Source organism: Dysosmobacter sp. Marseille-Q4140 (genome assembly GCA_018228705.1).
Taxonomy (GTDB): Bacteria; Bacillota; Clostridia; order Oscillospirales; family Oscillospiraceae; genus Oscillibacter.
Genome location: CP073694.1, coordinates 2,387,164 through 2,411,449 on the forward strand (window position 1 = coordinate 2,387,164; position 24,286 = coordinate 2,411,449).

23 protein-coding genes are annotated in these 24,286 nt (G+C 65.4%); 5 read left to right on the forward strand and 18 right to left on the reverse strand.

Annotated features, from left to right (window positions below; genetic code table 11):
* Window positions 1–20 precede the first annotated feature (20 nt).
* From KFE19_11855 to KFE19_11900, 10 genes are all read right to left on the reverse strand, one after another.
* On the reverse strand, window positions 21–977 hold the full coding sequence (locus tag KFE19_11855; GenBank protein ID QUO37077.1) for a DHH family phosphoesterase: 957 nt from the start codon (window positions 975–977) through the stop codon (window positions 21–23).
* 3 nt (window positions 978–980) lie between these two features.
* Window positions 981–1,367, reverse strand: coding sequence for a 30S ribosome-binding factor RbfA (rbfA, locus tag KFE19_11860; GenBank protein ID QUO37078.1), 387 nt, complete (start codon window positions 1,365–1,367; stop codon window positions 981–983).
* A 948-nt stretch (window positions 1,368–2,315) separates the two neighbouring features.
* Window positions 2,316–4,700, reverse strand: coding sequence for a translation initiation factor IF-2 (gene infB, locus KFE19_11865; GenBank protein ID QUO37079.1), 2,385 nt, complete (start codon window positions 4,698–4,700; stop codon window positions 2,316–2,318).
* A 91-nt stretch (window positions 4,701–4,791) separates the two neighbouring features.
* Window positions 4,792–5,628 carry a hypothetical protein gene (locus KFE19_11870; GenBank protein QUO37080.1) on the reverse strand — a complete coding sequence of 279 codons (837 nt, stop codon included), beginning with the start codon at window positions 5,626–5,628 and terminating at the stop codon, window positions 4,792–4,794.
* Window positions 5,615–5,896, reverse strand: coding sequence for a YlxR family protein (locus KFE19_11875; protein QUO37081.1), 282 nt, complete (start codon window positions 5,894–5,896; stop codon window positions 5,615–5,617). Before KFE19_11875 ends, KFE19_11870 begins: the two co-directional genes overlap by 14 nt.
* A gap of 34 nt (window positions 5,897–5,930) precedes the next feature.
* On the reverse strand, window positions 5,931–7,091 hold the full coding sequence (gene nusA, locus KFE19_11880) for a transcription termination/antitermination protein NusA (protein QUO37082.1): 1,161 nt from the start codon (window positions 7,089–7,091) through the stop codon (window positions 5,931–5,933).
* Window positions 7,092–7,142: 51 nt separating this feature from the next.
* Window positions 7,143–7,604, reverse strand: coding sequence for a ribosome maturation factor RimP (locus KFE19_11885; protein ID QUO37083.1), 462 nt, complete (start codon window positions 7,602–7,604; stop codon window positions 7,143–7,145).
* A gap of 289 nt (window positions 7,605–7,893) precedes the next feature.
* Window positions 7,894–8,706, reverse strand: coding sequence for a metal ABC transporter permease (locus KFE19_11890; GenBank protein ID QUO37084.1), 813 nt, complete (start codon window positions 8,704–8,706; stop codon window positions 7,894–7,896).
* Window positions 8,703–9,416 carry an ATP-binding cassette domain-containing protein gene (locus tag KFE19_11895; GenBank protein ID QUO37085.1) on the reverse strand — a complete coding sequence of 238 codons (714 nt, stop codon included), beginning with the start codon at window positions 9,414–9,416 and terminating at the stop codon, window positions 8,703–8,705. Before KFE19_11895 ends, KFE19_11890 begins: the two co-directional genes overlap by 4 nt.
* Window positions 9,403–9,822: a transcriptional repressor gene (locus KFE19_11900; protein QUO37086.1), complete on the reverse strand. Its 420-nt coding sequence runs from the start codon at window positions 9,820–9,822 to the stop codon at window positions 9,403–9,405. Before KFE19_11900 ends, KFE19_11895 begins: the two co-directional genes overlap by 14 nt.
* 169 nt (window positions 9,823–9,991) lie before the next feature.
* Here KFE19_11900 and KFE19_11905 point away from each other — a divergent pair, with 169 nt between their 5' ends.
* Window positions 9,992–10,909: a hypothetical protein gene (locus tag KFE19_11905; GenBank protein QUO37087.1), complete on the forward strand. Its 918-nt coding sequence runs from the start codon at window positions 9,992–9,994 to the stop codon at window positions 10,907–10,909.
* A 154-nt stretch (window positions 10,910–11,063) separates the two neighbouring features.
* On the opposite strand, the gene KFE19_11910 is transcribed toward KFE19_11905, so the two are convergent.
* The 5 genes from KFE19_11910 to KFE19_11930 all read right to left on the reverse strand — a co-directional run bounded on the left by KFE19_11910 (window position 11,064) and on the right by KFE19_11930 (window position 14,538).
* Window positions 11,064–11,510 carry a hypothetical protein gene (locus KFE19_11910; GenBank protein ID QUO37088.1) on the reverse strand — a complete coding sequence of 149 codons (447 nt, stop codon included), beginning with the start codon at window positions 11,508–11,510 and terminating at the stop codon, window positions 11,064–11,066.
* A 1-nt stretch (window position 11,511) separates the two neighbouring features.
* Window positions 11,512–13,047 (reverse strand): DUF4173 domain-containing protein, encoded by a 1,536-nt coding sequence (locus tag KFE19_11915; protein QUO37089.1) that lies wholly within the window; start codon window positions 13,045–13,047, stop codon window positions 11,512–11,514.
* An 86-nt stretch (window positions 13,048–13,133) separates the two neighbouring features.
* Complete coding sequence (locus KFE19_11920) at window positions 13,134–13,349, reverse strand: helix-turn-helix transcriptional regulator (protein QUO37090.1); 216 nt, start codon at window positions 13,347–13,349, stop codon at window positions 13,134–13,136.
* A 9-nt stretch (window positions 13,350–13,358) separates the two neighbouring features.
* Window positions 13,359–13,928, reverse strand: coding sequence for a DUF2975 domain-containing protein (locus KFE19_11925; GenBank protein ID QUO37091.1), 570 nt, complete (start codon window positions 13,926–13,928; stop codon window positions 13,359–13,361).
* A gap of 13 nt (window positions 13,929–13,941) precedes the next feature.
* A complete protein-coding gene (locus KFE19_11930) occupies window positions 13,942–14,538 on the reverse strand; it encodes a DUF2975 domain-containing protein (GenBank protein ID QUO37092.1) in 597 nt (198 codons plus the stop codon).
* Between the two features lie 420 nt (window positions 14,539–14,958).
* Between KFE19_11930 and KFE19_11935 the strand changes: the two genes are divergently transcribed.
* The 3 genes from KFE19_11935 to KFE19_11945 are packed head-to-tail and all read left to right on the forward strand — an operon-like array spanning window position 14,959 to window position 19,044.
* Window positions 14,959–15,396, forward strand: a complete 438-nt coding sequence (locus KFE19_11935; GenBank protein QUO37093.1) for a MarR family transcriptional regulator — start codon at window positions 14,959–14,961, stop codon at window positions 15,394–15,396.
* Window positions 15,393–17,144, forward strand: a complete 1,752-nt coding sequence (locus tag KFE19_11940; GenBank protein QUO37094.1) for an ABC transporter ATP-binding protein — start codon at window positions 15,393–15,395, stop codon at window positions 17,142–17,144. The genes KFE19_11935 and KFE19_11940 overlap by 4 nt, the downstream gene beginning before the upstream one ends.
* A 25-nt stretch (window positions 17,145–17,169) precedes the next feature.
* Window positions 17,170–19,044, forward strand: coding sequence for an ABC transporter ATP-binding protein (locus KFE19_11945; protein QUO39620.1), 1,875 nt, complete (start codon window positions 17,170–17,172; stop codon window positions 19,042–19,044).
* 67 nt (window positions 19,045–19,111) lie between these two features.
* Here KFE19_11945 and KFE19_11950 read toward each other — a convergent pair whose 3' ends face one another.
* From KFE19_11950 to ftsH, 3 genes are all read right to left on the reverse strand, one after another.
* The gene (locus KFE19_11950; protein ID QUO37095.1) at window positions 19,112–20,371 is read right to left on the reverse strand and encodes a helix-turn-helix domain-containing protein; all 1,260 of its coding nucleotides are present in this window, start codon (window positions 20,369–20,371) and stop codon (window positions 19,112–19,114) included.
* A gap of 128 nt (window positions 20,372–20,499) precedes the next feature.
* Window positions 20,500–21,018, reverse strand: a complete 519-nt coding sequence (locus KFE19_11955) for a GNAT family N-acetyltransferase (GenBank protein QUO37096.1) — start codon at window positions 21,016–21,018, stop codon at window positions 20,500–20,502.
* Between the two features lie 95 nt (window positions 21,019–21,113).
* Entirely contained in the window at window positions 21,114–23,261 is a 2,148-nt protein-coding gene (ftsH, locus tag KFE19_11960) for an ATP-dependent zinc metalloprotease FtsH (GenBank protein ID QUO37097.1), read from the reverse strand.
* 242 nt (window positions 23,262–23,503) lie between these two features.
* Between ftsH and rlmB the strand changes: the two genes are divergently transcribed.
* Window positions 23,504–24,271: a 23S rRNA (guanosine(2251)-2'-O)-methyltransferase RlmB gene (gene rlmB, locus KFE19_11965; GenBank protein QUO37098.1), complete on the forward strand. Its 768-nt coding sequence runs from the start codon at window positions 23,504–23,506 to the stop codon at window positions 24,269–24,271.
* Window positions 24,272–24,286: the final 15 nt, after the last annotated feature.

Here is a 24,286-nt window from a genome sequence, read left to right on the forward strand (position 1 = left end):
CCTCTCTTGGCCGATCTGTGTCAGCCCTGATAGTCGGGGACGGTCTGGGCAATGGCGCCCAGAATGGCCGCCTTGGCCTGGGGCCAGGGGGCCTCCACGGTGCAGCCCGCGGCGGCGGCGTGGCCGCCTCCGCCCAGCAGACGGCAGACCTCCGTGGCGTTGACCCGCGCGCCGGTGCGCACGGACATCTTCCAAACGTCCGGCCGCAGCTCCCGCATGGTCACGGCGCAGTCCACGCCCTCCATCTGGCCGCCCAGGGCGCTGAGGTCCTCGGCGTCGGTCTCGTCGGCACCCAGCCGCTCCATCAGGGACATGGGCACGGACAGCAGCGCCACCCGGTCGTTGTCATAGAACTCGCAGCCACTCAGCATGGCGCCCTCCAGCTGCATCCGCTTGCGGCTCTTGGTGCGGAAGAACACCTTGTTGACGGTCCGGTAGTCGATGCCGGTCCGCAGCAGCGCCGCCGCCACGGCGTGGGTGTAGGCGGTGGTGTTGGCGTAGGCGAAGCAGCCGGTGTCCGTGGACACGGCCACGTAGAGGGGCAGCGCCATCTCCGCCGTCACGGGGCCCAGCCGGGCCAGGATGTCGTAGATCAGCTCGCCGCAGGCGGCGGCCTCGGGCCGGACGATGTTGGCTTTGCCGAAGTGCTCGAAGGAGGGGTGGTGGTCGATGGCCAGGTCGATGCGCCCCAGATAGGCTTTGGCATTCTCTGGCAGCAGGCTGACGGTGGCCACGTCGGTGGAGACCACGAAGGCGGGCTCAAAGCCCTCCGGCGCGGCGTAGGGGGCGAAGTAGGGGGCGGTGGTGCGGGTCAGCTCCGGATTGGGCAGCAGGTATGCGGTCTTGCCCTGGGCCCGCAGCCCGGCGCACAGCGCCGCCGCGCAGCCCACGGTGTCCCCGTCAGGGCGCACGTGGGTCAGGATCAGCACATTGTCATAGGTCCGCAGCAGTGCCGCGGTCTGTTCCACGGTCAGCATGGCTCACTCCTCCTCTGCGGGAGCGCCGTCCTGCTGGGCCGCGTCCTTCTCCTCCACCTGCCGCAGCACCTCCAGGATGTGGGCGCCGTGGAGGATGGAGTCGTCGGGGATGAACTGGAGCTCCGGGGTGTAGCGCAGCTGCAAGGCCCGGCCCAGCTCCCGCCGCAAAAAGCCCGCGGCGGACTTGAGGCCCTTGAGCACGTCCTTCTCCTGGGTCTTGTCCAGAACGGAGATATAGACCCGGGCGTAGCGCAGGTCGCCGGTGGTGTCCACCCGGGTGATGGAGACCATGCCCACCTGGGCCACCCGGGGGTCCTTCAGGCGGCGCAGCTGGTCCGCCAGCTCCCGCTGGATCTCTTCATTGATGCGGCCGATGCGATTGCTAGGCATAAAAGTTACCTCCTTGGTGTGGAAGGGGTTGGGGATGTCCACCGGGACCGGTGGGGGAGGCCGGGAGGTTCCCGGAGGATGCACCCCCCATTTTCTTTTCGTCTTGCCGAAAAGACTGCGTCCGCAGGCGCGTGTCGGAGGCCAACCGCCGCTTGCGGCGGCTCTTGGGCCGGAGACAAACGGGCCGTGCACGGTCCAAAAGAAAAGGCACTGGGTGCCAAACCTCGCGCGGAGAGCGCAAGATTTGGCAAATGTGGAGGTCGTGTGAATCGGTGCGGCGGGTGTCGACAGCCCCGTCTGCCTTGCGCCTTGCTCCGGTGGTCGAAAGACCCTTGGGCCGTACAGACCGTGCGGCGGGCAGATGGGGTGCAAAATCGCATTTGCCCCGGCTTCTCGTTCCGCGCCTTCCGCTTCGCTAGGTGCTGCCCCGGCGGGTGCGGGCAGAGACGGCGGGACACGCGGGTCCCGCCCTACCACCGCCCGGGGCGCGGGGCACGGCGATGCCGGGTCTTCCGGGCCTTCCGTAGGGGCCGATTCCATATCGGCCCGCCGCCAGGTGCTCCGCTGGCACCAGGTGAGCGGCAGCGGAAAGAGACGCTGGTCAATTCGTTGACTACCCACGTCCCTCCGCCGCAGTTGTTATGCGGGGACCAGGCTCTTCAAGTGCCATGGTAAAACACAGGGACGACGGGGCCATCGATCTTCGCCGGACCGATTCGCACGACCCCTGTATTTTCCAAACCTTGCACTACAGGTGCAAGGTTTGGCACCTAGCGGTTTTCTTTTGACCGGCCGCGACCGTTTTCTTTTGTCACGACAAAAGAAAATGGGGGCGGATCCCCCGCGGGAAGCCCGTACGTCCTCCCGGCCCGCCGGGGAAAAACACAGGGGCGGCGACGCGGTCGCCGCCCCTATCGTGCGCAGTGATTGGGTTGGAAATGCCCCTGTTTATCTGGGGATCTCCTCCATGGTGAAGGCCTCGATGATGTCGCCTTCCTTGATGTCGTTGAACTTCTCCACGGTGAGGCCGCACTCGTAGTTCTCGGCCACCTCCTTGGCGTCGTCCTTGAAGCGCTTCAGGGAGGCGAGGCTGCCCTCGTGGATCACGATGCCGTCCCGGACCACCCGCACGGAGCAGGCACGGACGATCTTGCCGTCCTGGACGTAGCAGCCGGCCACGGTGCCCACGCTGGACACCCGGTAGGTCTGGCGGACCTCCGCGTGGCCCAGGACCACCTCCCGGTACTTGGGCGCCAGCATGCCCTTCATGGCGGCGGTGATCTCATCGATGCAGTCGTAGATGACCCGGTACATCCGCATATCCACGTTCTGGCGGATGGCGCCGTCGCGGGCGGCGGCGTCGGGCCGGACATTGAAGCCCACGATGATGGCGTTGGAGGAGGCGGCCAGCATCACGTCGGACTCGTTGATGGCGCCCACGCCGCCGTGGATCACCTTCACGTTGACCTCGTCGTTGCTGAGCTTCTCCAGAGAGGCCTTCACGGCCTCCACGCTGCCCTGGACGTCGGCCTTGACGATCAGAGCCAGCTCCTTGCGCTCACCGGCCTGGATCTGGTCGAACAGGTTCTCCAGGGAGACCTTCTGCACCGGCGCGGCGGCCTTGGCACGGGCCTCGGCCTTGCGCTGCTCCACCAGCTCCCGGGCCATGCGCTCGTCGGCCACGGCGAAGAAGGGGCTGCCGGCCTCGGGGGCCTCGCTGAGGCCCGCGATCTCCACGGGCACGGAGGGACCGGCCTCGGTCAGGCGGTTGCCCTTGTAGTCCAGCATGGTGCGCACGCGGCCCACGGCGGTGCCGGCGATGATGATGTCGCCCTGCTTGAGGGTGCCGTTCTGGACCAGGAGGGTAGCCACGGGACCACGGCCCTTGTCAAGCCGGGCCTCGATGACGGTGCCCTGACCAGCGCGGTTGGGGTTGGCCTTCAGCTCCGCCATCTCGGCGGTGAGGGTCACCATCTCCAGCAGGTTGTCGATGCCGATGTTCTTCTTGGCGGAGACCTTGCAGCAGATGGTCTCGCCGCCCCAGTCCTCGGGCACCAGGCCGTGCTCGGTCAGCTGCTGGAGCACCCGGTCGGGGTTGGCGTTTTCCTTGTCGATCTTGTTGATGGCCACGATGATGGGGATATTGGCGGCCTTGGCGTGGTTGATGGACTCGATGGTCTGGGGCATGATGCCGTCGTCCGCCGCCACCATCAAGATGGCGATGTCGGTGATCATGGCGCCGCGGGCACGCATGGAGGTGAAGGCCTCGTGGCCCGGAGTGTCCAGGAAGGTGATGGGCTTGCCGTTCACCTGGACCTGGTAGGCGCCGATGTGCTGGGTGATGCCGCCGGCCTCGCCGGCCGCCACGGAGGTGTTGCGGATGGTGTCCAGCAAAGAGGTCTTGCCGTGGTCGACGTGGCCCATGACCACCACCACGGGGGCCCGGGGCACCAGGTCCTCCGGCTTATCCTCGTGGTCGTCGATCAGACGCTCTTCGATGGTGACGGTGATCTCCTTCTCCACCTTGCAGCCCATCTCTTCGGCGATGATGGCGGCGGTGTCGAAGTCGATGATCTGACTGAGGGAGGCCATGACGCCGTTCTTCATCAGGCACTTGACCACCTCGGCGCCGGTCTTTTTCATGCGGCTGGCCAGCTCGCCCACGCTGATCTCGTCGGGGATCATGACCTTCACGGGGGCCTTCTTGGCGATCTCCAGCTGGAGGCGGCGCATCTTCTCGGCCTCGTCCTGGCGGCGCTTGTTGGAGAAGGTCATGCCGCCCCGGCGCTGGCTGTTGGTGCGGATCTTCTCCTTGCCGCTGCGCTGCTGCATCCGGTTGGCCCGCTCGGGAGCCAGCTCCTCCAGCCTCTGGTCATACTTGGCCAGGTTCACGTCGCCGCCCTTGCGGGTATCGACGATCTTCTTCTGGGGCACCCGGGACATGGGCTGCTGGGGCTGCTGCGCCGCCTGCTGGCCGCCCTGGGGGGCCGCCTGGGGCTTGCCGCCGTTTTGCGCGGGCGCGGCGCCGGCCTGCTTGGGAGCGGGCTTGGCGGCGCTGCTGTCCTGCACGGGGGCAGCAGCCTTCTCGGCGGCGGGGGCCTTGGGGGCCTCCTTCTCTTTTTCCTTGAAGGTGTCTGCGAAGATCGCCTGGATGCTGGACACCTGGTTGTGCTGGGTCAGATAGTCGAAGATCAGCGACAGCTCGTGATCCGTGAGAACCTGCATATGGTTCTTGGGGGCCTGGGCGTACTTCGTCAGGATCTCCGTAATGGTCTTGGTGGGAAGGCCGAAGTCCTTGGCCACCTCATGCACTCTGTATTTTTCAATACCCAATCAAAACACCTCGTCTTGCTCCAACCCGAGGGCTGGGAAATTTATTTGCAGTTGCCGCCCCGGACCTGCGCCGGGGCAGCGGCGCGGCCCGTCAGCCCTCCTTCTTGCGGAAGGAGCCCTTGCCCTTTTTCACCGGGCGGCTGTTGGCATAGGGACGCGCCTGTCCCTTCGGCTTGGGGCGTTTGTCCCTGCTGGGACGGGAATACCGCTTGGATGCCGGGGCGTCCCCGCGTCCGGCGGCTCCGCCTGGGGTCCGCTGTTCCGCACTCCGCCGGCCATGGATCTGGCGGCCGGCCTGGCCTGCGGAGCCGCGACGGTCATAGGGGCGGCGGTCCGGGGCCTGCCCGTCACGGGCTTTCCGGCCGGGGGAACGGTTCTGGGCGCTCCGCCGGTCCGGCGGACGCTCTCCGGCGGGCCGTCTGTGGGACGGCGCACGGCCGGGGGCCTCGGGACGCCGGGGCGCCTCCGGTTCCGGAGGCCGGGGAGCCGGCTCCGGGGGCTTTCGCCGTCCCCTGCGGAGATTCTTCTCATGGGCGGCCTGCTCGGCCTTCCGCTCTGCCGCCCGGCGGGCCTTCTCGGCCATCCGCACCGCGGTGTCGCCGTACTGGGCGACGTCCAGCTCCGCCAGGAGCTTCGCCAGGGCGGAGGCAAGGCCGATATCGGTCACCGCCGCCAGGGCCACGGAATTCCGCCCCAGGGCCCGGCCCATCTGCTCCTTGGGGCAGGGCAGGCGGACCCACAGGCAGCTGCCTGCCAGGGCCATGTGCTCGCAGCGGCGGCGGGTATTGTCGGCGCTGTCGGCGGCCAGCAGCAGCAGCCGGGCGTCCTTGGCCCTGGCGGCCGCGTCCACCGGCTCCTCGCCCACCGCCAGATTTCCGCCCCGGAGGCTCAGGCCCAGCAGGGAGAGGATCCGGTCATTGCTGTTCATCCGCACCTCGCAGTTCCGCCTCCATGGCGTCGTAAACCTCCGCCGGGATGGCCGTCTCAAAGGCCCGCTCCAGGGCCCGGGACTTCCGGGCCCGCCGCAGGCACTCCACATCGTGGCACACATAGGCGCCGCGGCCGGGCTTCTTTCCTCCGAAGTCCAGGGAGACCGTCCCCTCCGGGGACTTCACCACCCGCAGCAGGGACTTTTTGTCTTTCATTTCCCGGCAGCCCACACACTGCCGCTGGGGGATCTTTTTCACTTTCGGCATCCGTCAGGCCGCCTTTCTGGTTGATTTTTTGATATTATTCCTCCACGGGCGCGGTTTCAGCCGCGTCCTCCGGCATCTCCGGGGCGGTTTCCGCCTCGTCGCCCTCCTGGTAGCTCTCGGGCTTAATGTCGATCTTGTAGCCGGTCAGGCGGGCGGCCAGGCGGGCGTTCTGACCCTCCTTGCCGATGGCCAGGGACAGCTGATCGTCCGGCACCACACAGCGGCAGGCCTTGCCCTCGTCGGCCATCCACACGTCCACCACGTCGGCGGGCGCCAGGGCGGCGGCGATAAACTGGGCGGGGTCCTCGCTCCACTTGATGATGTCGATCTTCTCGCCCCGCAGCTCCTCCACGATGGCGGCCACCCGCTGGCCCTTGGGGCCCACGCAGGCGCCGATGGGATCCACGTTCTCGTCGTTGGACCACACGGCCATCTTGGTGCGGCTGCCGGCCTCCCGGGCGATGGACTTGACCTCCACGGTGCCGTCGTAGATCTCCGGCACCTCCAGCTCGAACAGACGCTTGACAAGGCCCGGGTGGGTCCGGGAGATCAGCACCTGGGGACCCCGGGTGCTGCGGCGGACCTCCACCACGTAGACCTTCACGTGCATGCCCTCGGTGAGCTCCTCACCGGGAACCTGCTCGCCGGACATCAGCAGCGCCTCGGTGGACTCGGCGCCGGTGCCGATGCGCAGGGAGACGCTGCCGGTGCGGGGATCGATGCGGGTCACCACACCGGTGAGGATCTCGTGCTGCTTGGAGTTGAACTCGTCGTACACCATGCCCCGCTCGGCCTCCCGCAGACCCTGGATGATGACCTGCTTGCCGTTGCCGGCGGCGATGCGGCCGAACTCCACGGTGTCCACGGGGATGTTGACGATGTCGCCGATCTCATACTTGGCGGAGAGCTTCTTGGCCTCCTCCACGGTCATCTCATTGGCCGGGTCCACGTAGTCCTCCTCGTCCACCACGTTCTTCTGGACGAACATCTTCAGGTCCTGGTGGGCCTCATCCACGTCCACGATCACGTTCTCCACGTCCACGTGGTCCCGCTTGTAGGCGGTGGTCAGGGCCTGGATGATCTTCTCCATCATGAAGGACTGGGGGATGCCCCGCTCCTTTTCCAGCAGAGCCAGAGCGGCAAAGATCTCCGCAGGGTTGAAGCCCACGGGTTCCTTTTGCTTTTTGCCTTTCATCGCTGATTCTCCTTAGTTATAAAATATACGTCTTTTTGGACGGTTGGGGTCTTAGAATTCCACCCGCAGGCGGACCAGGGCGATGTCCTTTTTGGGGAAGGTCAGCTCCCGGCTGCCGAAGGTGATGGTCACGTCGCCGCTGGCCTCGTCATAGGCCTTCAGCACGCCGGGGAACTCCTTGCGGCCCTCCAGGTTCCGGTACAGCTTCACCAGCACCGGGCTGCCCAGATACCGCTGGAAGTCGCCGGGGCGCTTGAGGGCCCGCTCGGCTCCGGCGGAGCCCACCTCCAGGGTGTAACTGCCCTCGATGGGGTCGGCCTCGTCCAGCAGGTCGCTGACCTTCCGGGAGACGGCCTCACAGTCCAGGATGTCCACGCCGCCCTCCTTGTCCAGTAGGATGCGCAGATACCAGGTGCCGGCCTCCTTGACGTACTCCACGTCCCAGAGGGTGCAGCCCTGCTCGGCGATGGCGGGGGCCGCCAGTTCGACGGTCAGTTCCGTGATTTTTTTCATGGAAGGACTCCCTTCTTCCGCAGAATATGCAGATTTTGACAGACCGAAAAAAGTCAAGAAAAAGAGCGGACCGGCGGCCCACTCCACATACCTTACACTTCTAACATATGCATCATAGCACAGGAGGCATCAAAGCGCAAGACTTTTCTTTCATATTCCTCTGCATTTACAGGAAAAAACCGGGCGAAAAACCCCGCGGCGGGCCGAAAAGCGGGCTCGGTCCGCCGCGGGGCGGGAATGGAGGCCGGAACGGAGAACGGGACCGCCGGTTTCGCCCCCTCCGCCGCCCTCAGCGGCTGCGCGCAAAGGCGGCGCCGCAGGAGAGCAGGAACACCGTGAGGTTGGCCGCCACCACGGACGCGCCCACCGGCGTGGACCAGACCCAGGAGGCGGTGAGCCCCGCGCAGAAGCACACCACCGCCGTGGTCCCGGCGCAGATCATGACGCCCCGGAAACTCTTGAACAGCCGCATGGCCGTCAGGGCCGGGAAGATCACCAGGGAGGAGATCAGCATGGCGCCCATCATCCGCATCCCCAGCACGATGGTCAGCGCCGTCAGCACCGCGAGAAGGGTGTTGTACCGGTCCACCTTCAGCCCCGTGGCCCGGGAGAAGCTCTCGTCGAAAGTGACGGCGAAGAGCTTGTGGTAAAAGAGCACGAACAGCACCAGCACCGCCAGGCTCAGCCCCGCCGCCAGCAGCACGTCCAGATCCGTCATGGCCAGGACGCTGCCGAACATGTAGTTGTCCACGTCGGTGGTCATGCCGGTGGTGCGGGAGATGACGATGACGCCCACCGCCAGGGCCGAGGCGCTCATGACCGCCACGGCGGCGTCGCTGTTCCACCGGGGATGGCTGGCCATGCGCAGCAGGAAGAAGGCCGCCAGGATCACCACCGGAATGGAGAAGTACAGGGGCGTCACCCCCAGCGCCACGGCAATGGCCAATGCGCCGAAGGACACGTGGCTGAGGCCGTCGCCGATCATGGAGTAGCGCTTGAGGACCAGGGACACCCCCAGCAGCGCCGCGCACAGGCTCACCAGCACGCCGGCGATCAGGGCCCGCTGCATGAAGGGCCAGGTCAGCATTTCCAGAATATTCATACGTCCTCCTCCCGGAACCGCCGCCCCTGGGGCGAGGCCAGATACTCCGCCGCCGTCCCCAGAAAGACGCTGTCGTGGCCGATGTGCAGTACCCGGCGGGCGCCCTTCAGCGCGGCCTTGAGGTCGTGGGTCACCATGACCACCGCCATGCCCTCTTTGCGGTTGAGGTAGGACAGCAGCTTATACAGGTCCTGGGCGGCGGCGGGGTCCAGACCCGTCACCGGCTCGTCCAGGATCAGCAGCCACCCGGCGGCGCACAGGGCCCGGGCCAGCAGGGCCCGCTGCTGCTGGCCGCCGGAGAGGTCCCGGTAGCACTTGTCCTTGAGCTCCAGGATGCCCAGCTTGCCCATGTTCATCAACGCCTGGGACTTCTGGGCGGCGGAGTAGAAGAACCGCATCCCCTTGCGGTTGAGGCAGCCGGAGAGGACCACCTCGTACACCGTGGCGGGGAAGTCCCGCTGGGCCCGGGTCTGCTGGGGCAGGTATCCGATGGCCCCCCGCTCCAGCTCCGGCGAGCGGAGGATCTGGCCCGACTGGGGGGCGATCAGGCCCAGCAGGCCCCGCAGCAGGGTGGACTTGCCGGAGCCGTTGTCCCCCACGATGCAAAGGTAGTCCCCGGCCCGGACCGTCAGGTCCAGATGAGTCAGGACGCTCTGACCCTCATAGCCCAGAGACACGTCCCGGCAGACGATCAGTTCATTGCTCTCCACGCGTTTCCTCCTCTTTGGCGCACTGGTCACAGATCCCCGAGAGCAGCGTGCCCCGGGGGTTGATGCGGAAGTGGTGCTCCCGCTCCAGGTGGTCGTAGAGCCCCTGGAGCTGGACGCAGTCCACATGGCGGATGCGGCCGCAGCGCTCGCATCTGAGCAGAAAGCAGTCCCGGTGACCGTGGCCGTCCCGGCCGCAGAACTGGTAAAAGGCGCCGTCCTCGGTGTTGATCTTGTGGACGATGCCCGCCGCCTCCAGCCGCTCCAGCTGGCGGTAGACGGTGGCGAGGCCCACGGGACACCCGGCGGAGCGCAGGTCCTCTGCCAGCTCCCCGGCGGTGACGGAGGCGTCCCCCCGCCGCTGGAGGCACTGCAAAATGGCCTGGCGCTGTCTGGTGGTGTAGGGCATGGCGCACCCTCCTCAATTTGAAAATGATTCTCGTTCTCGTATTATAGACAGCGGGAGAAAAAAGTCAAGAGCGGTTGCAAAAGTCCGGCAAATAGGGTATGGTAGAGCTATACGGGATTTGCGCATGGTTGCGTAAATCCAATTTTAATGAAATGCAGGAGAGGATCCCATGAAAGTCTCTTTGGTGATCATGGCCGCGGGCCTGGGCTCCCGGTACGGCGGAAGCAAGCAGGTGGACGGCATCGGCCCCAACGGGGAGATCCTGATGGAGTACTCCATCTACGACGCCCTCCGGGCCGGGTTCAATAAAGTGGTGTTCATCATCAAGCCGGAAATGGAGGAGATGGTCCGCCGCCTGTGCGGCGACGCTCTGGCCCGCCGCACCGCCGCCGACGGTTCGCCGGTGGAGGTGGCCTACGCCTTCCAGGACTTTACCTCGGTGCCGGACTTCTATCACATCCCGGCGGAGCGGACCAAGCCCTTCGGCACGGTCCACGCCCTGCTGTGCGCCGCCGGCGTGGTCCATGAGCCCTGCTGCGTCATCAACGCCGACGACTATTACGGTGTGGACGCCTTCCGCACCATTTACGACGAGCTGGTGAAGCTGCCTGAAAACGGCAGGGCCACCATGGTGGGATACCTCCTCAAGAACACCGCCAGCCTCCACGGCACCGTGTCCCGGGGCGTCTGCGCCGTGGAGGACGGGAAGCTGCGCGCCATCCGGGAGGCGCTGAAGATCCAGCTGTATCCCGACGGGTCCCTGAAGGACCTGGCGGAGGACCGCTCCCTGGCGCCGGACACGGTGGTGTCCATGAACTTCTGGGGCTTTGCCCCCAGCATTTTCCCGGCGCTGAAGGACTACTTTGAGAACTTCCTGCGCCACGAGGCCGGGGACAACATCAAGGCCGAGTGCCTGCTGCCGCTGATGGTGGGCGAGCAGCTGGAGAAGGGGGCTCTGGAGGTCTCCGTGCTCCACTCCGCCGACAAGTGGTTCGGCATGACCTATCAGGAGGACCGGGCCCTGGTGGCGGAGGAACTGAAAAAACTCCACGCCCGGGGGGTCTATCCCGCCAGCCTGCGGGACTGAGAGGCGGCGCCGTGGCCGGACAGGAGAAGCGGCGGCTGGACTGCCCCCTATGTGGCCTGCGGTAGAAGGCGCCGTGAGCGGTCCCGGTGAACAGCGTGAAAAAACAGCGGCGGACACCTTTCGGTGTCCGCCGCCGCTTCTTTTTCAGGGATATTCAGAGGAATGACTCCGCCGCGTACAGCCGGGTGCCGTCGGCCGAGAGCAGCAGCCACAGCTCATTGCGGCTGTCTGAGGGATGGGCCTTGGTGAAGCAGCGGCACTGCGCCGGGTCCGGCCGCCAGTCCGCGGGAACGGACAGGCCGTCCCAGATGAACGCCGCTCCGCACTCCGCCGGGGCGCATTCCTCCGTCTGCTCCTCCAGCGCCGCCGCCAGTCCGCTGCCGGGGGCGTATTCCAGCACGTGGTACCGCAAACCGTCCCCATGGGGGCTGGCGCCGCTGTCCGTCTCGTAAAGGCAGCCGCTGCTGCGGGGCAGGTCCGGATCCCAGTTGAGGCCGATGATCCGCTCATAGCCGCCGGAGAAAAGGACCGTCAGCGAAACGGAAACTGCCGCCAGAAGGACCAGCAAAAGGAGAGAGATCCCGACCATTTTTCGCCTCATCTCAGTCCCCTCCCATGGCCGCCAGACACGCCGACAGGTCCCAGCTGCGCCAGCCGGCGCAGTCCCGCCGGGCCTCCGCCCGGCGCTCATCCAGCAGGGTGGACAATCGGGTCTGCCCGTAGCTGTCCCCCCAGTCCGTCCAGGTCTGGCAGATCAGATCCCCGTCCAGCCGCTCCAGCTGGGACAGGGTGTCGTAGGACAGGCTGTACAGCAGGTACTCCACATCGATGGTCTGGCTCTCGCCGGAGAGGCAGCGGTCCACCTGGTCCTTTGCCACCAGGTAGTCCACCGGCACGCAGTTGATCACCAGCCACCCGGCCAGGGCCACCGGCGCCGCCGCCCGGAAGAAGCCGAAGTCCGGCCGCGCCAGCTTGACCGCCGCCGCCAGGAAAAACAGAGCCATCATCCCCATGCCCCAGTAGGTCATGCAGCGCTTGAAGGACAGGCCGTAGGCCTCCACGTACAGTGTCATCCGCCAGGCGGCGGAGGCCAGCAGCAAAAAGCTTTCCGCCGTCAGCACCGCCCCCAGCAGCCGCACCGCCGCGTAACTGCCGCCGCTGCGGCGGGAGAAGGTCAGGCAGACCAGCAGCACCGTCAGGTTCACCGCCGTGACGCCCACCATCTGGAAAAAGCCGCTGCGGGCCCACTCGGCATAGGAAAGGCCCCGGCTGGCGAGGTATGCCTCCCCGCCGAAAAGCCCGGCGGACTGGACCGCCAGGAACAGGGCGTAGAGGGCGGCCACCGCCGCCAGCACCACGGCGAAGCCCAGACCGTCCACGGTCCGGCCCGTCCGCTCCGCGGACCGGGACAGGGGAGTGGGGCGCCGCAGGAAGTACAGCAGGCTGAATACGAAGGGCGTCAGGATCAGCGCCCAGACCAGCTTCCACACCGTGGAGGTGAAGTGCTCCCGGAGGAAGATCCGCACCTCCGCCGTGGCGGCGGCGAAGAGGGCGTCGGCGGAGGCCAGCACCGGCACCAGCACCGCCAGCAGCACCAGGGCTCCCACGGCGCCCAGCACCGCCGCCCAGGTCCGGCGCCGGGGGGCGGAGGAGGCGGTCAGCACCGCGCCCAGGGCGCCCAACTGACCGAACAGGCCCACCAAAAGCAGACACAGCCGCTCCCACAGCATGACCGGCTGCTGCCAGGGCAGGCGTCCCGCCCCGGACAGGGACATCAGGTGCACCGGCACCAGGACCAGCAGCGCCAGCAGGTTCCACCACCGGAACCAGCTGTTGGAGGTCAGGGCAAAGGAGGCCAGCAGCGCCAGGTTCATCACCAGCAGCACCCGGTCCTCCCGCCGCCGCAGGCACGCCCGGCCCAGATAGCCCAGCGCCAGGGCGTACCACAGAAAGCCCGCGGCGGTCAGCCCCAGGCCCCAGGGCCAGTGCCAAAAGAAACTGTCCACCAACAGGAAACACCAAACCGGCGTCAGGAGCAGCGCCCGCCGGTCCTGCCGGTCGGCGGCGTAGGGTTTTCCGGGATTTTGGGTAGGCTTCGCCGGCCCTCCCGCGGGGAGGGCGTTTTCAGGAACAGACATATGCAATTCTCCTTATGATCGGGTCCGCCGCAGGCGGACATAGTTTGTGGGGTCAGAGGCAGGGGAAGGGAAGCGCGGAGAGGGATTTAGCTTCCCTGATCCGGCACGTATTCCAGGATGTCCCCCGGCTGGCAGTCCAGGGCGGCGCAGATGGCCTCCAGGGTGGAAAAGCGCACCGCCTTGGCCTTGTTGTTTTTCAGAATCGACAGATTGGCCAGGGTGATGTCTACCTTTTCCGACAGCTGGCTCAGGGACATCTTCCGTCTGGCCATCATCACGTCCAAATTCACTACGATCGCCATAGACTCACCTCAAATCGTCAGGTCATTCTCCGCCTTGATCTCCGCCGCCTGGCGGAACAGGGCGGACATGACCAGGCACAGAAGCCCCGCCATGGCGAACAGGGGGACCAGCAGGGCGGTATAGGAGGCCAGAGCGGCGGAACCCTCCCGGAAGAGGGTAAACATGGTCCGGCCCAGGGCTCCGGCGGCGATGACAAAGCAGGCCTCGCCCGCGCGGCGGAGAGAAACCGCGTTTTTCGGAGAGAAGGGCGTGCCGTCTGCCACCGTGGCCAGAATACGGATGCCCTGGATCAAAATGACGGCGCCGCAGATGGACACCAGCCATAAAAACAGGGCCAGGACAGCGGAGTGGGCGTGGCTCCAGCTCTCCAGAGAGATCCGGAGGAGATTCCCCAGGCCGTCGTCAAAATCATAGGCAAAAACCCCCATCAGATGCTCCAGCGTGGGCCCGCCGGCCACATTGACCTGGAAGTAGGCAAACGCGTTGATCCAGGGCAGCAGAAAGGCCTCTGTGATCAGCGCCAGAATGGACAGGCAGATCAGGGCGTCGGCGATCTTCTGCGCAGGCGTTCGTATCATTCCGCCCACCTCCTCAGATCGTCAGGTCGTTTTCCGCCTTCATCTCCGCCGCCTGGCGGAACAGGGCGGACATGACCAGGCACAGAAGCCCCGCCATGGCGAAGATGGGGACGAACAGGGCGTTGTAGGACAGCAGGGGCTGGGGCGAGCGGAAATAGCACACGCTGAACACCAGCCGCGCCAGAGCCGCGCCGGAGACGACGAAGGAACACACCGCGGCCCGCCGCAGGCTGACAGCGTTTTCCGCCGAGAAGGGCGCGCCCCGCAGAATGGTGCGCAGCACCCGCCGCCCCTGCCAGAGGATCAGAGCCGTGCACACACCGGCCACCAGCAGAAACAGCGTCAGCACCAGAGCGCGGGTACTCTTCCAGCACCAGAACCAGGCCAGGAAGCTGGCAGCCGCGGTGGCGGTCAGGATGTCGTCCTGTCCGGGGTGGAGAAAGTCCCGCAGATAGGCTGCGACACCCTCCAGCAGGCCGGACCCCTCCGACAGCTCCAGGGACACCACGGCCACCGGAACCAGATATAAGATGATGATGTTGCACACCAGGGCGGCGATTACCAGGACATTCAGCACCCGGGCGATCTTCTGCACGTGGGAACCCTCCATGGCCACTCCTCCTTTTGGCTGTATCCTACCACGGGATGTTATTGTTTGTCAACGATTATTTATTGTTTTTCGATAAATTTGGAGGAGGCAAGCGATCCGCAGAGGCCGGAAAAACAGGAAAGCGGGCAGCCCGTTGGGACTGCCCGCTTTCCTGTATGATATAGAGAAAGGAGAGGGAAAATGGTGTGTGTGTTCACAAGCTTCCTGCTTGTTGAACTCATCATAGCCGCCTGCCCACGGAAAGTCAACAGGCTGGAGTGAAGCTTCACAATTTGTTTACAGAACGGCAGAATTCGTCAAAATTCGTTCATAAATCGTTCAAAAAGTTCCGCCTGATTCCGCGTTGACAAGGGCGCTGCACTGTGCTAGTATTTAGCGTGCTAATATTTAGCACACTAAATAAAAACGGGAGGTGTCTCCATGTTTTATGCCAACGCCCTGGGACCCACGCTGGGGCGGTGTGCCCACCTGGCCCGGGCCGGGATGGAGGCCCGGCTCAGCCGGTACGAGGTCACTCCGGTCCAGACCCACGTGCTGCTGTATCTGTTCCGCCACGGCGGCCAGGCGCCCCAGTGCCAGGTGACGGACTTTTTGAAGGTAAAGCCCTCCACCGCCAACGGTATCCTGGATCGGATGGCGGAGAAGGAGCTGGTGGTCCGCAGCGTCAGCGGCAGCGACGCCCGGCGCCGCCTCATCACGCTCACCGACAAGGGCCGCCAGCAGCAGGCCCTGTTTGAGCAGGCCTTTCGGGAGTCGGAGGCCGCCATGGTGCGGGGCTTTACTCCCCAGGAGACGGAGCAGCTCCGGGAGCTCCTGGACAGGGTCATTCGGAATTTGGAGGAGGATCAAGCGACATGACGAAATATATGCGGCCTTACGCCGGCTGGATTGCCCTGGGCATCGGGTGCAGTGCGGCGGAGGCGATCTTTGAGCTGCTGATCCCGCTGGTGATGAGCGACATTGTGGATGTGGGCATCGCCACCGGGGACCAGGGCTACATCCTGCGCAAGGGCATTTTGATGGTGGTGATGGCCATGGTGTCCCTGGCCTTCGGCCTGGGAGCCGCCGCCTGCTCCGCCACGGCGGGCATGGGCTTCGGCGCGGGTCTCCGCGCGGCGGAGTATGACCACATCCAGGAATACGCCTTTTCCAATATCGAGAAATTTTCCACCGCCTCTTTGGTGACGCGCCTGACCAACGACGTCAACAACCTGCAGATGACGCTGATGTTCGGTATGCGGCTGCTGGTGCGGGCCCCGGTGATGCTGGTGTGCGCCCTGTTTCTCTCCATCCGTATCAGCCGTCAGCTCAGCAATGTCTTTCTGGTGGCGCTGCCGCTGCTGGCGGTGTCCGTGGCGCTGATCCTCTCCAAGGCCAGCCCGCTGTTCCGCTCCATGCAGGAAAAGACCGACGCGCTGAACCTGGTGGTCCAGGAGGATCTGACCGGCATCCGGGTGGTGAAATCCTTTGTGCGGGAGGACCACGAGCGGGAGAAGTTCGCAAAGCGCAATCAGGATCTCAGGTCCAATGCCCAGCGGGCCTTCGGCATGGTGGTCATCAATATGCCCATCATGATGCTCATTGTTTACGGCACCATCATTGCCGTTATGTGGTTCGGCGGCCAGATGGTCTTTGCCGGGTCCCTGGAGGCCGGAAAGCTCATCACCTTCTTCACCTACATCACCCAGATCATGATTTCCCTGATGATGGTATCCATGATCTTCATGATGATGACCCGGTCTGTGGCCTGTGCCCGCCGCATCCGGGAGGTGCTGGAGGAGCGGCCCGCCATCACCGACGACCGGGCCGTCACCGACACCGATGACAGCGGCGCTGCCGTCCCCGCCCAGGTAAAGGACGGCAGCATCGATTTCGACCACGTCTCCTTCAAGTACAACACCGAGGCCGCCGAGTGGATCCTGCGGGACGTGGACATCCACATCCGCTCCGGCCAGACCGTGGGCATCCTGGGCGGCACCGGCAGCGCCAAGACCACCCTGGTGTCCCTGATCCCCCGGCTGTACGAGGCCACGGAGGGCACCGTCTCCGTGGGCGGCCGGCCGGTGGCGGAGTATACTATGGAGCACCTGCGGGATGAGGTCAGCGTGGTGCTGCAGAAGAATACCCTCTTCTCCGGCACCATTCGGGAGAACCTCCTCTGGGGTGATCCCGACGCCACCGACGAGCAGCTCTGGGCGGCCTGCCGCTCCGCCTGCGCCGACGAGTTCCTGGAGCGGATGCCGGACGGCCTGGACACCGACCTGGGCCAGGGCGGCGTCAACGTCTCCGGCGGCCAGAAGCAGCGGCTGTGCATCGCCCGGGCCATTTTGAAGCGGCCCAAGGTGCTGATCCTGGACGACTCCACCTCCGCCGTGGACACCGCCACCGACGCCAAGATCCGCAGCGCCTTTGCCAATGAGCTCAAGGACACCACCAAGCTCATCATCGCCCAGCGGGTCACCTCTGTGTGCGAGGCGGACCTGATTTTGGTGATGGACGGCGGCCGGGTGGCGGCCCAGGGCACCCATGAAGAACTGATGAAGACCTGCGACATCTACCGCGAGGTCTATGAGTCCCAGCAGGAAGGAGTGAGCATCGGTGGCTGAACAGCGTCAAAACAATTCCCGCCCCATGGGCCCCGGCGGCCCCGGACGGGGACCCGGCCGCCACGGCTTCCAGAAGCCCAAGGACCTGCGGGGGACCCTGGGAAAGCTGATGCGGTATCTGGGCCGGTACACCCACCTGCTGGTGATCGTGGCGGTGCTGCTGGTCATCAGCTCCGTGTGCACCGTGGGCGGGTCCTACCTCATCAAGCCCCTCATCAACGACTATATCCTCCCCGGCGACTTCCCGGGCCTTGCCAGGATGCTGGCCATCATGGCGGCGGTCTATATCACCGGCGCGGCCTGCTCTTTCGGCTACGCCCGCATCATGGTCCATGTATCCCAGAACACCGTGGCCAAGATCCGTGCCGACCTCTTTGACCGGATGCAGACCCTGCCGCTGAAATTTTTCGACACCCACACCCACGGCGAGCTCATGAGCCGCTACACCAACGACATCGACACCATCTCCGAGGCCCTGAACAACAGCTTCGGCAGCCTCATCTCCTGCACGCTGAACTTCACCGGCACCATCATCATGATGATCGTGCTGAGCCCGGCCCTGACCCTCATCACTCTGGTGATGCTGGTGGTGATGCTGCGGGTGGTCAAGGTCATCGGCGGCCGCTCCCGGCAGTACTTTGCCGCCCAGCAGGCGGCCCTGGGCGCCGTCAACGGCTACATCGAGGAGATGATCGAGGGCCAGAAGGTCATCAAGGTCTTTAACCACGAGCACGCCGCCAAAGCGGATTTCCGCAAGCTCAACGAGGACTACCGCCACGCGGCCACCCGGGCCCAGGCCTACGGCGGCGCCATGATGCCCGCCATGGGCAACCTCAGCTATATCAACTACGCCATCACCTGCGGCGTGGGCGCCATCCTGGCCATCGGCAGCGGAACCTTCCAGCTGGGGGACCTGGCGGCCTTCCTCCAGTACACCCGGCAGGTCAGCCAGCCCATCACCCAGATCTCCCAGCAGGTGAACACCATCCTCTCCGCCGTGGCCGGCGCCGAGCGGGTCTTTGAGGTCATGGAGGCCCGGCCCGAGACCGACGCGGGCAAGGTGAAGCTGGTCCGGGTCACCGAGGACCGCAGCGGCAGTCTGACCGAGGCGGACTTCGACACCGGCGAGTGGGCCTGGAAGCAGCCCGATGGCACGCTGATCCAGGTCCGGGGCGACGTGCGCTTTGACCATGTGGTCTTTGGCTATGACGAGAAAAAGACCGTCCTCCACGACATCTCCCTGTACGCCAAGCCGGGCCAGAAGATCGCCTTCGTGGGCTCCACCGGCGCCGGCAAGACCACCATCACCAACCTCATCAACCGCTTCTACGAGATCCAGTCCGGCACCATCACCTACGACGGCATCGATATCCGGGACATCGAGAAGGACTCCCTGCGCCGGTCCCTGGGCATCGTGCTCCAGGACACCCATCTCTTCACCGGCACCGTGGCCGACAACATCCGCTACGGCCGCCTGGAGGCCACCGACGAGGAGGTGGAGGCCGCCGCGGCCATGGCCGGAGCCGACGCCTTCATCCGCCGCCTGCCCCAGGGCTATCAGACCGTCCTCTCCGGCGACGGCGGGAACCTGAGCCAGGGCGAACGGCAGCTTTTGAACATCGCCCGGGCGGCCTGCGCCAACCCGCCGGTGCTGATCCTGGACGAGGCGACCAGCTCCATCGACACCCGCACGGAAAAGCTCATCGAGCAGGGCATGGACCGGCTCATGGCGGGCCGCACTGTGTTCGTCATCGCCCACCGGCTCTCCACCGTCCGCAACGCCAAGGCCATCATGGTCCTGGAGCAGGGCGAGATCATCGAGCGGGGCGACCACGAGGACCTGCTGGCCCAGCACGGCCGGTACTACCAGCTCTACACCGGCCAGGCGGAACTGGACTAACCGCCGCTTTCCCCAAACCCAAAACAGAGAAACAGCGCACCCGGAATTCCGGGTGCGCTGTTTTGCGTCAGCAGTGCCAGTTGGCCGGGTCGCTGTCCGAAGAGCTGATGTCCGGGTGGACCAGCTCGGCTGCCTCCGCGTCGGGAACATAGGGCACGTCCTGGCAGATGATGGTCCTGCCGTATACGTCCGTCACCACCGCGGCGATCTCGACGGTGTCCTGAGCGGTCAGATCCAGGTGCAGCTCCGGCAGACAGTAGAAGGAGCAGTCCTCAAAGCCGTGGAAGCTGTCGGGCTGTTCGCAGGGCTCCGCCCAGGCGGCCAGCTGCCGGTTTTTGAACAGTCCCACCCGCACGTCGGCGATGGCAGCGGCGCTGTCGGACCAGATCTGCTCCCGGGTCCAGAGATAGCGCTCGTGGCTGTGCTCCGTCAGAACCAGGGCTCCGTCTGTCAGGTCCATCCACATGAGATTGCTCTGTACATCCACGGCGGGCATAGTGTCGCTGTACAGGCTGTAAAACTGGTCCAGCAGCTGGGTGGAGCGGGTGCCGTCCGGGGCGATGAACACCACCGAGACGGTGATGCTGTCCGTCAGTTCTGCGGTCAGGCCAGCGGAGAAGGTCTGCCCCGGTTCCAGCTCCGCCGCTGTTTCCACGGGGCCGCTGCCGCTGTCCGTCTGGAACACGGCGGTCATGCCCTCCACGTAGGTCTTGGGCACGGCCCAGGCACGGAAAGATACCGTGTTGGCGGCAGGGTCCAGGGCGGTCTGCTCGCAGCCGTAGTCGGCGGTGAGACTGTTCTGGGCCTTCAAAATCTCCTCCACACGGCTTGAGATGGAGCCGATCTGGCTGTTGACGGTGCTCTCCACCCGGGTGATGTTGTTTTGCAGAGTGCCATACTGCTGATCCATCCGATCCAGCTGTTTGGAGAGACTGTAAAGGCCGCCCACCAGACACAGCGCCGCAGCGATCACTGCCGCCTTCAGCCACTTCCGCCTGCGGCGGGAAGGGGGCTTGGGCAGGGCGGCGGTGTACCGCGCCACGATCTCCTCCACCATGCGCAGCTGGGCCTCCGTCAGCTCGCCTGCCTCCGGGGCGGACTCCGCATCCGCTCCATCGTCCTGAGGCGGCTCCTCCACTCCCAGCAGCCACCCCACGGACACGCCGAAGAGGCGGCTGAGGGCGATCAGCTTGTCGATCTCCGGCAGAGCGGAGTCGCTCTCCCACTTGTAGATGGACTGCCGGGACACGCCCAGCTGCTCCCCCAGGGCCTCCTGGCTGAGCCCCAGCTCCTTTCGCTTTTGTCCCACGCGCTGTCCAATGGTCATGGGCGATCCCTCCTTTTCGGTGCCAGCGTAACAGAAACAGCCCGTTCCGGGCCACCAACCGCCGGGCGGCACCGTGTCAACCTGCGGTTAGCAAAGGCGGAAACCCGCTGCGCCCCAAGACGTTCCGGTCACAGCAGCTTTTCGTAGCAGTTCAGCGTCTCATGGATGAACCCCATGAAGAAGAACTCCGCCGCCCCGGCGTACCGGTAGCCGATGGAGGGATAGAGGCGGTTGGCGGGGAGGTTCCCCTCCCAGGTGTCCAGCCGGATGACGGTCTTGCCCTGGCGGCGGCACTCGGTCTCGCAGAAGGCCGCCAGTTCCCGGGCCAGGCCCCGCCCGGACCAGTCCGGGTGGATGCACAGCGTGTGGATCACGCCCACCTGGTCCCGCCGGGCCGGGATGGACCAGGGGATGGCGTCGTACTCCGGCAGCTGATCGCCGTTGAGGTTCACCACGCCCCAGAGGGCGCCGCCCTCCTCGCCCACGTACAGGGTCCCTGCCTCCAGGGCGGCGCGGGCGGTGTCGGCGGTGGGGTATTTGCCCCGCTGCCAGTTGGTGTAGACGGGGCCCTGCTCCTCCCGGTCCAGAATGGCGTTGTAGATGGCCTCCACGCCGGGCAGGTCGGCGGCCGTGGCTTTTCGGATCATGGATGTACCTCCTCATGGATTTCGCCGCCCCGGCGGCAGACCGGGGAGGATGAAAACGGCGCGCCGCCGGGGCAGCGCGCCGTTGCTTTTTTGGATCAGTTCTGCGGGGCGTCCGACTTGTTCTCCGCCGGAGTGCTTTCCGCCGGGGCGTCCGAGGCGGAGGGCTGCTCCGCCGGGGCCTCCGCCTGGACGGGCTGGTCCTCCGGGAGCTCCGGGGCCTCGATCTTCTGGGAGATCATGTGGACCTTCTTGGCCGCCGGCTCGATCACGTCCGGGGTGGAGGGACGGAAGCCGTCCTGCCGGGTGGAGGCGTAGGGGTTCTCCACCAGAGCGGGGTCCCGGCCTTCGATGATGGCCACCATCTCCGCGCCGGTGATGGTCTCCTTCTCCATCAGGTAGGCCACCACCTTGTCCATGTCATCCCGGCTCTCTTGGATGACCTCCACGGCGGCCTTGTAGCACTTGTCCAGCAGCTCCTTGACCGCCTGGTCCATGCGGGCGGCGGTGTCCTGGGCGCAGTCCATGCCGTAGCCGCCGTCCAGGTACTGGTTGCGGCGGGAGGCCAGGGCCATCATGCCGAACTCGTCGCTCATGCCGAACATGGCTACCATGTTCCGCGCCACGTTGGTGGCGTCCTGGATATCCTGGCTGGCGCCGTTGGTCATGGTGTGCATGACCACCTCCTCGGCGGCGCGGCCGCCCATGGAGACGGTGATCTTGGCCATGAGCTCGTCCTTGGTGCGCAGCTCCGTCTTGTCCTCCTCGGGCATCAGCAACGTGTAGCCCAGAGACCCCTGGGTGTGGGGGACAATGGTGATCTTCTGGACCGGCTCGGTGTTCTTCTGCTTGTAAGCCACCATGGCGTGGCCCACCTCGTGGTAGGCCACCAGCTTCTTCTCGAACTCGGTGAGGACGCTGCCCTTTTTCTCCGTGCCGGCGATGACCAGCTCAAAGGCGGCCAGCAGGTCCTCCTGGGTCACCAGTTTGCGGCCCTTGCGCACGGCCCGGAGGGCCGCCTCGTTGACCAGGTTGGCAAGGTCCGCGCCCACGCACCCGGCGGTGGCCAGGGCCACCTTCTTGAGGTCCACGTCCTCGCCCAGCTTGATGTTGCGGGTGTGGACCTGGAGCGTGGCGATGCGCCCGGCCAGGTTGGGCCGGTCGATGGTGATGCGCCGGTCGAAGCGGCCGGGCCGGAGCAATGCCTGGTCCAAGACCTCGGGGCGGTTGGTGGCGGCCAGAAGGATGACGCCCTTGGTGGGGTCGAAGCCGTCCATCTCCGCCAGCAGCTGGTTGAGGGTCTGCTCCCGCTCGTCATTGCCGCCCATGCGGTTGTCGCGGGACTTGCCGATGGTGTCGATCTCGTCGATGAACACGATGCAGGGGGCCACCTTGCTGGCCTCCTTAAAGAGGTCCCGGACGCGGGATGCACCCACGCCCACGAACATCTCCACGAAGTCGGAGCCGGAGATGGAGAAGAAGGGCACGTTGGCCTCGCCGGCCACGGCCTTTGCAAGCAGGGTCTTGCCGGTGCCCGGAGGGCCCACCAGCAGCGCGCCCTTGGGGAGCTTGGCGCCGATCTCCGTGTATTTCTGGGGGTTGTGGAGGAAGTCGATGATCTCCGTCAAAGACTCCTTGGCCTCGTCCTGACCGGCCACGTCCCGGAAGGTGACGCCGGTGGATTTCTCCATGTACACCTTGGCGTTGGCCTTGCCCACGCCGCCGATGCCGCCGATGCCTCCCATGCCGCCCTTTTTGTTGATCCAGCGCATGGCCAGGGAGAACATCAGGAAGATGAACACGAAGGGCACCACATAGCTGATGAGGACCGCCAGAATGGGGTTCATGGCGGCCTGATAGGGCTCACCCAGAGGGACGCCGGCCTCCTCGCAGCGGGCGGTGATGGCGTCGCCGCTCTCCGTGGGGACGCAGTAGAGGTGGTAGTCCGTCTCATAGGTGGTCCCGGTCTCCGGGTCCTTGTACACGTACCCCTCCACGGGGGTGATGACCAGGGTGCCCTCGGTGCTGTCCACCTGGACCTCGCGGACCTGGCCCTCCTCCAGCAGGTCCAGGAAATCCGTGTACCGGATCTCCGCGGAGCCGGTGTGGCTGGCAGCGCTTCCCAGGTAATTGCTGGCATAGCTGATGACGATGGTCAGCAGCGCCGCCCAGCACAGCAGGGAGATCACGCCCCGCCAGTTGCTGTTTTTGTCGTTTTTGTTGTTTTTGTTGTCGTTTTGGTTCATGTATGGAACTCCTCTCAGGTGAAAGGCAAAATACCCTTACAAATAAAGGGATGAAATCCTTGCAAGTATAACACAGAAGCGGCGGGGCTACAAGGAAAAGCCTTGGATTTTTGATGAAATTTCTGTGAATTCCACTTTATTGTGTCCGGCGGCTATGGTATACTAAACTGCAAATGTGAGAAAAAGAGCCCGCTGGAAAGACCGCTCCGGCGGGGTGAAGTAGTTTGCTTGGGGGAGACACCATGGACCAACAGAGAAAAAACGACCTGACCGCCGGAGCCGACGGCATCATCGAGGGCCGCAACGCCGTCATCGAGGCCCTGCGGGCCGGGGAGACCATTGATAAGATCTACCTGCAAAAGGGCGAGACGGACCGGACCCTGGGCCACATCGCCTCCACGGCCCGCGCCGCCGGCGTGGTGGTGGTGGAGGCGGACAAGCGCAAGCTGGACGCCATGAGCCGCACCCACGCCCACCAGGGTGTCATCGCCCTGGCGGCGGTGCGGGAATATGTCAGCGTGGAGAGCATCCTCTCCGCCGCGGCAGAGAAGGGGGAGGCGCCGCTGATCGTGGTGTGCGACGAGATCTCCGATCCCCACAATCTGGGCGCCATCATCCGCACCGCCGAGTGCGCCGGGGCCCACGGGGTGGTGATCCCCAAGCGCCGCAGCGCCGGGCTCACCGCCGTGGTGGCCAAGACCTCCGCCGGCGCCGTGGCCCACATGCCCGTGGCCCGGGTGCCCAACATCCCCACGCTGCTCAAGGATCTGAAAAAGCAGGGGGTGTGGGTGTTCGGCACCGCCGCCGGAGGGACCACCTCCCTCTATGACGCGGATCTGAAGGGCCCTGCCGCCATCGTCATCGGCAGCGAGGGCGACGGCATGACCCGCCTGGCCATGGAAACGTGCGACTTTCTCGTCAGTATCCCCATGCGGGGCAAGCTGAACTCCCTCAACGCCAGCGCCGCCGCTGCCATTTTGCTGTACGAGGCGGTGCGCCAGAGAGGCTGACCTTTACGAAAACCA

Bases quoted from the DNA above. Each gene is read 5' to 3' on its own strand.
- KFE19_11920 (QUO37090.1), bottom strand. From the start codon at position 13,349: ATGGCGATCGTAGTGAATTTGGACGTGATGATGGCCAGACGGAAGATG.
- KFE19_11950 (QUO37095.1), bottom strand. From the start codon at position 20,371: ATGACCATTGGACAGCGCGTGGGACAAAAGCGAAAGGAGCTGGGGCTC.
- KFE19_11940 (QUO37094.1), top strand. From the start codon at position 15,393: ATGACGAAATATATGCGGCCTTACGCCGGCTGGATTGCCCTGGGCATC.
- KFE19_11930 (QUO37092.1), bottom strand. From the start codon at position 14,538: ATGGAGGGTTCCCACGTGCAGAAGATCGCCCGGGTGCTGAATGTCCTG.
- KFE19_11855 (QUO37077.1), bottom strand. From the start codon at position 977: ATGCTGACCGTGGAACAGACCGCGGCACTGCTGCGGACCTATGACAAT.
- KFE19_11955 (QUO37096.1), bottom strand. From the start codon at position 21,018: ATGATCCGAAAAGCCACGGCCGCCGACCTGCCCGGCGTGGAGGCCATC.
- KFE19_11915 (QUO37089.1), bottom strand. From the start codon at position 13,047: ATGTCTGTTCCTGAAAACGCCCTCCCCGCGGGAGGGCCGGCGAAGCCT.
- rlmB (QUO37098.1), top strand. From the start codon at position 23,504: ATGGACCAACAGAGAAAAAACGACCTGACCGCCGGAGCCGACGGCATC.
- KFE19_11900 (QUO37086.1), bottom strand. From the start codon at position 9,822: ATGCCCTACACCACCAGACAGCGCCAGGCCATTTTGCAGTGCCTCCAG.
- KFE19_11870 (QUO37080.1), bottom strand. From the start codon at position 5,628: ATGAACAGCAATGACCGGATCCTCTCCCTGCTGGGCCTGAGCCTCCGG.
- KFE19_11905 (QUO37087.1), top strand. From the start codon at position 9,992: ATGAAAGTCTCTTTGGTGATCATGGCCGCGGGCCTGGGCTCCCGGTAC.
- nusA (QUO37082.1), bottom strand. From the start codon at position 7,091: ATGAAAGGCAAAAAGCAAAAGGAACCCGTGGGCTTCAACCCTGCGGAG.
- KFE19_11875 (QUO37081.1), bottom strand. From the start codon at position 5,896: ATGCCGAAAGTGAAAAAGATCCCCCAGCGGCAGTGTGTGGGCTGCCGG.
- KFE19_11945 (QUO39620.1), top strand. From the start codon at position 17,170: ATGGGCCCCGGCGGCCCCGGACGGGGACCCGGCCGCCACGGCTTCCAG.
- KFE19_11910 (QUO37088.1), bottom strand. From the start codon at position 11,510: ATGAGGCGAAAAATGGTCGGGATCTCTCTCCTTTTGCTGGTCCTTCTG.
- KFE19_11885 (QUO37083.1), bottom strand. From the start codon at position 7,604: ATGAAAAAAATCACGGAACTGACCGTCGAACTGGCGGCCCCCGCCATC.
- ftsH (QUO37097.1), bottom strand. From the start codon at position 23,261: ATGAACCAAAACGACAACAAAAACAACAAAAACGACAAAAACAGCAAC.
- KFE19_11890 (QUO37084.1), bottom strand. From the start codon at position 8,706: ATGAATATTCTGGAAATGCTGACCTGGCCCTTCATGCAGCGGGCCCTG.
- KFE19_11925 (QUO37091.1), bottom strand. From the start codon at position 13,928: ATGATACGAACGCCTGCGCAGAAGATCGCCGACGCCCTGATCTGCCTG.
- KFE19_11935 (QUO37093.1), top strand. From the start codon at position 14,959: ATGTTTTATGCCAACGCCCTGGGACCCACGCTGGGGCGGTGTGCCCAC.
- rbfA (QUO37078.1), bottom strand. From the start codon at position 1,367: ATGCCTAGCAATCGCATCGGCCGCATCAATGAAGAGATCCAGCGGGAG.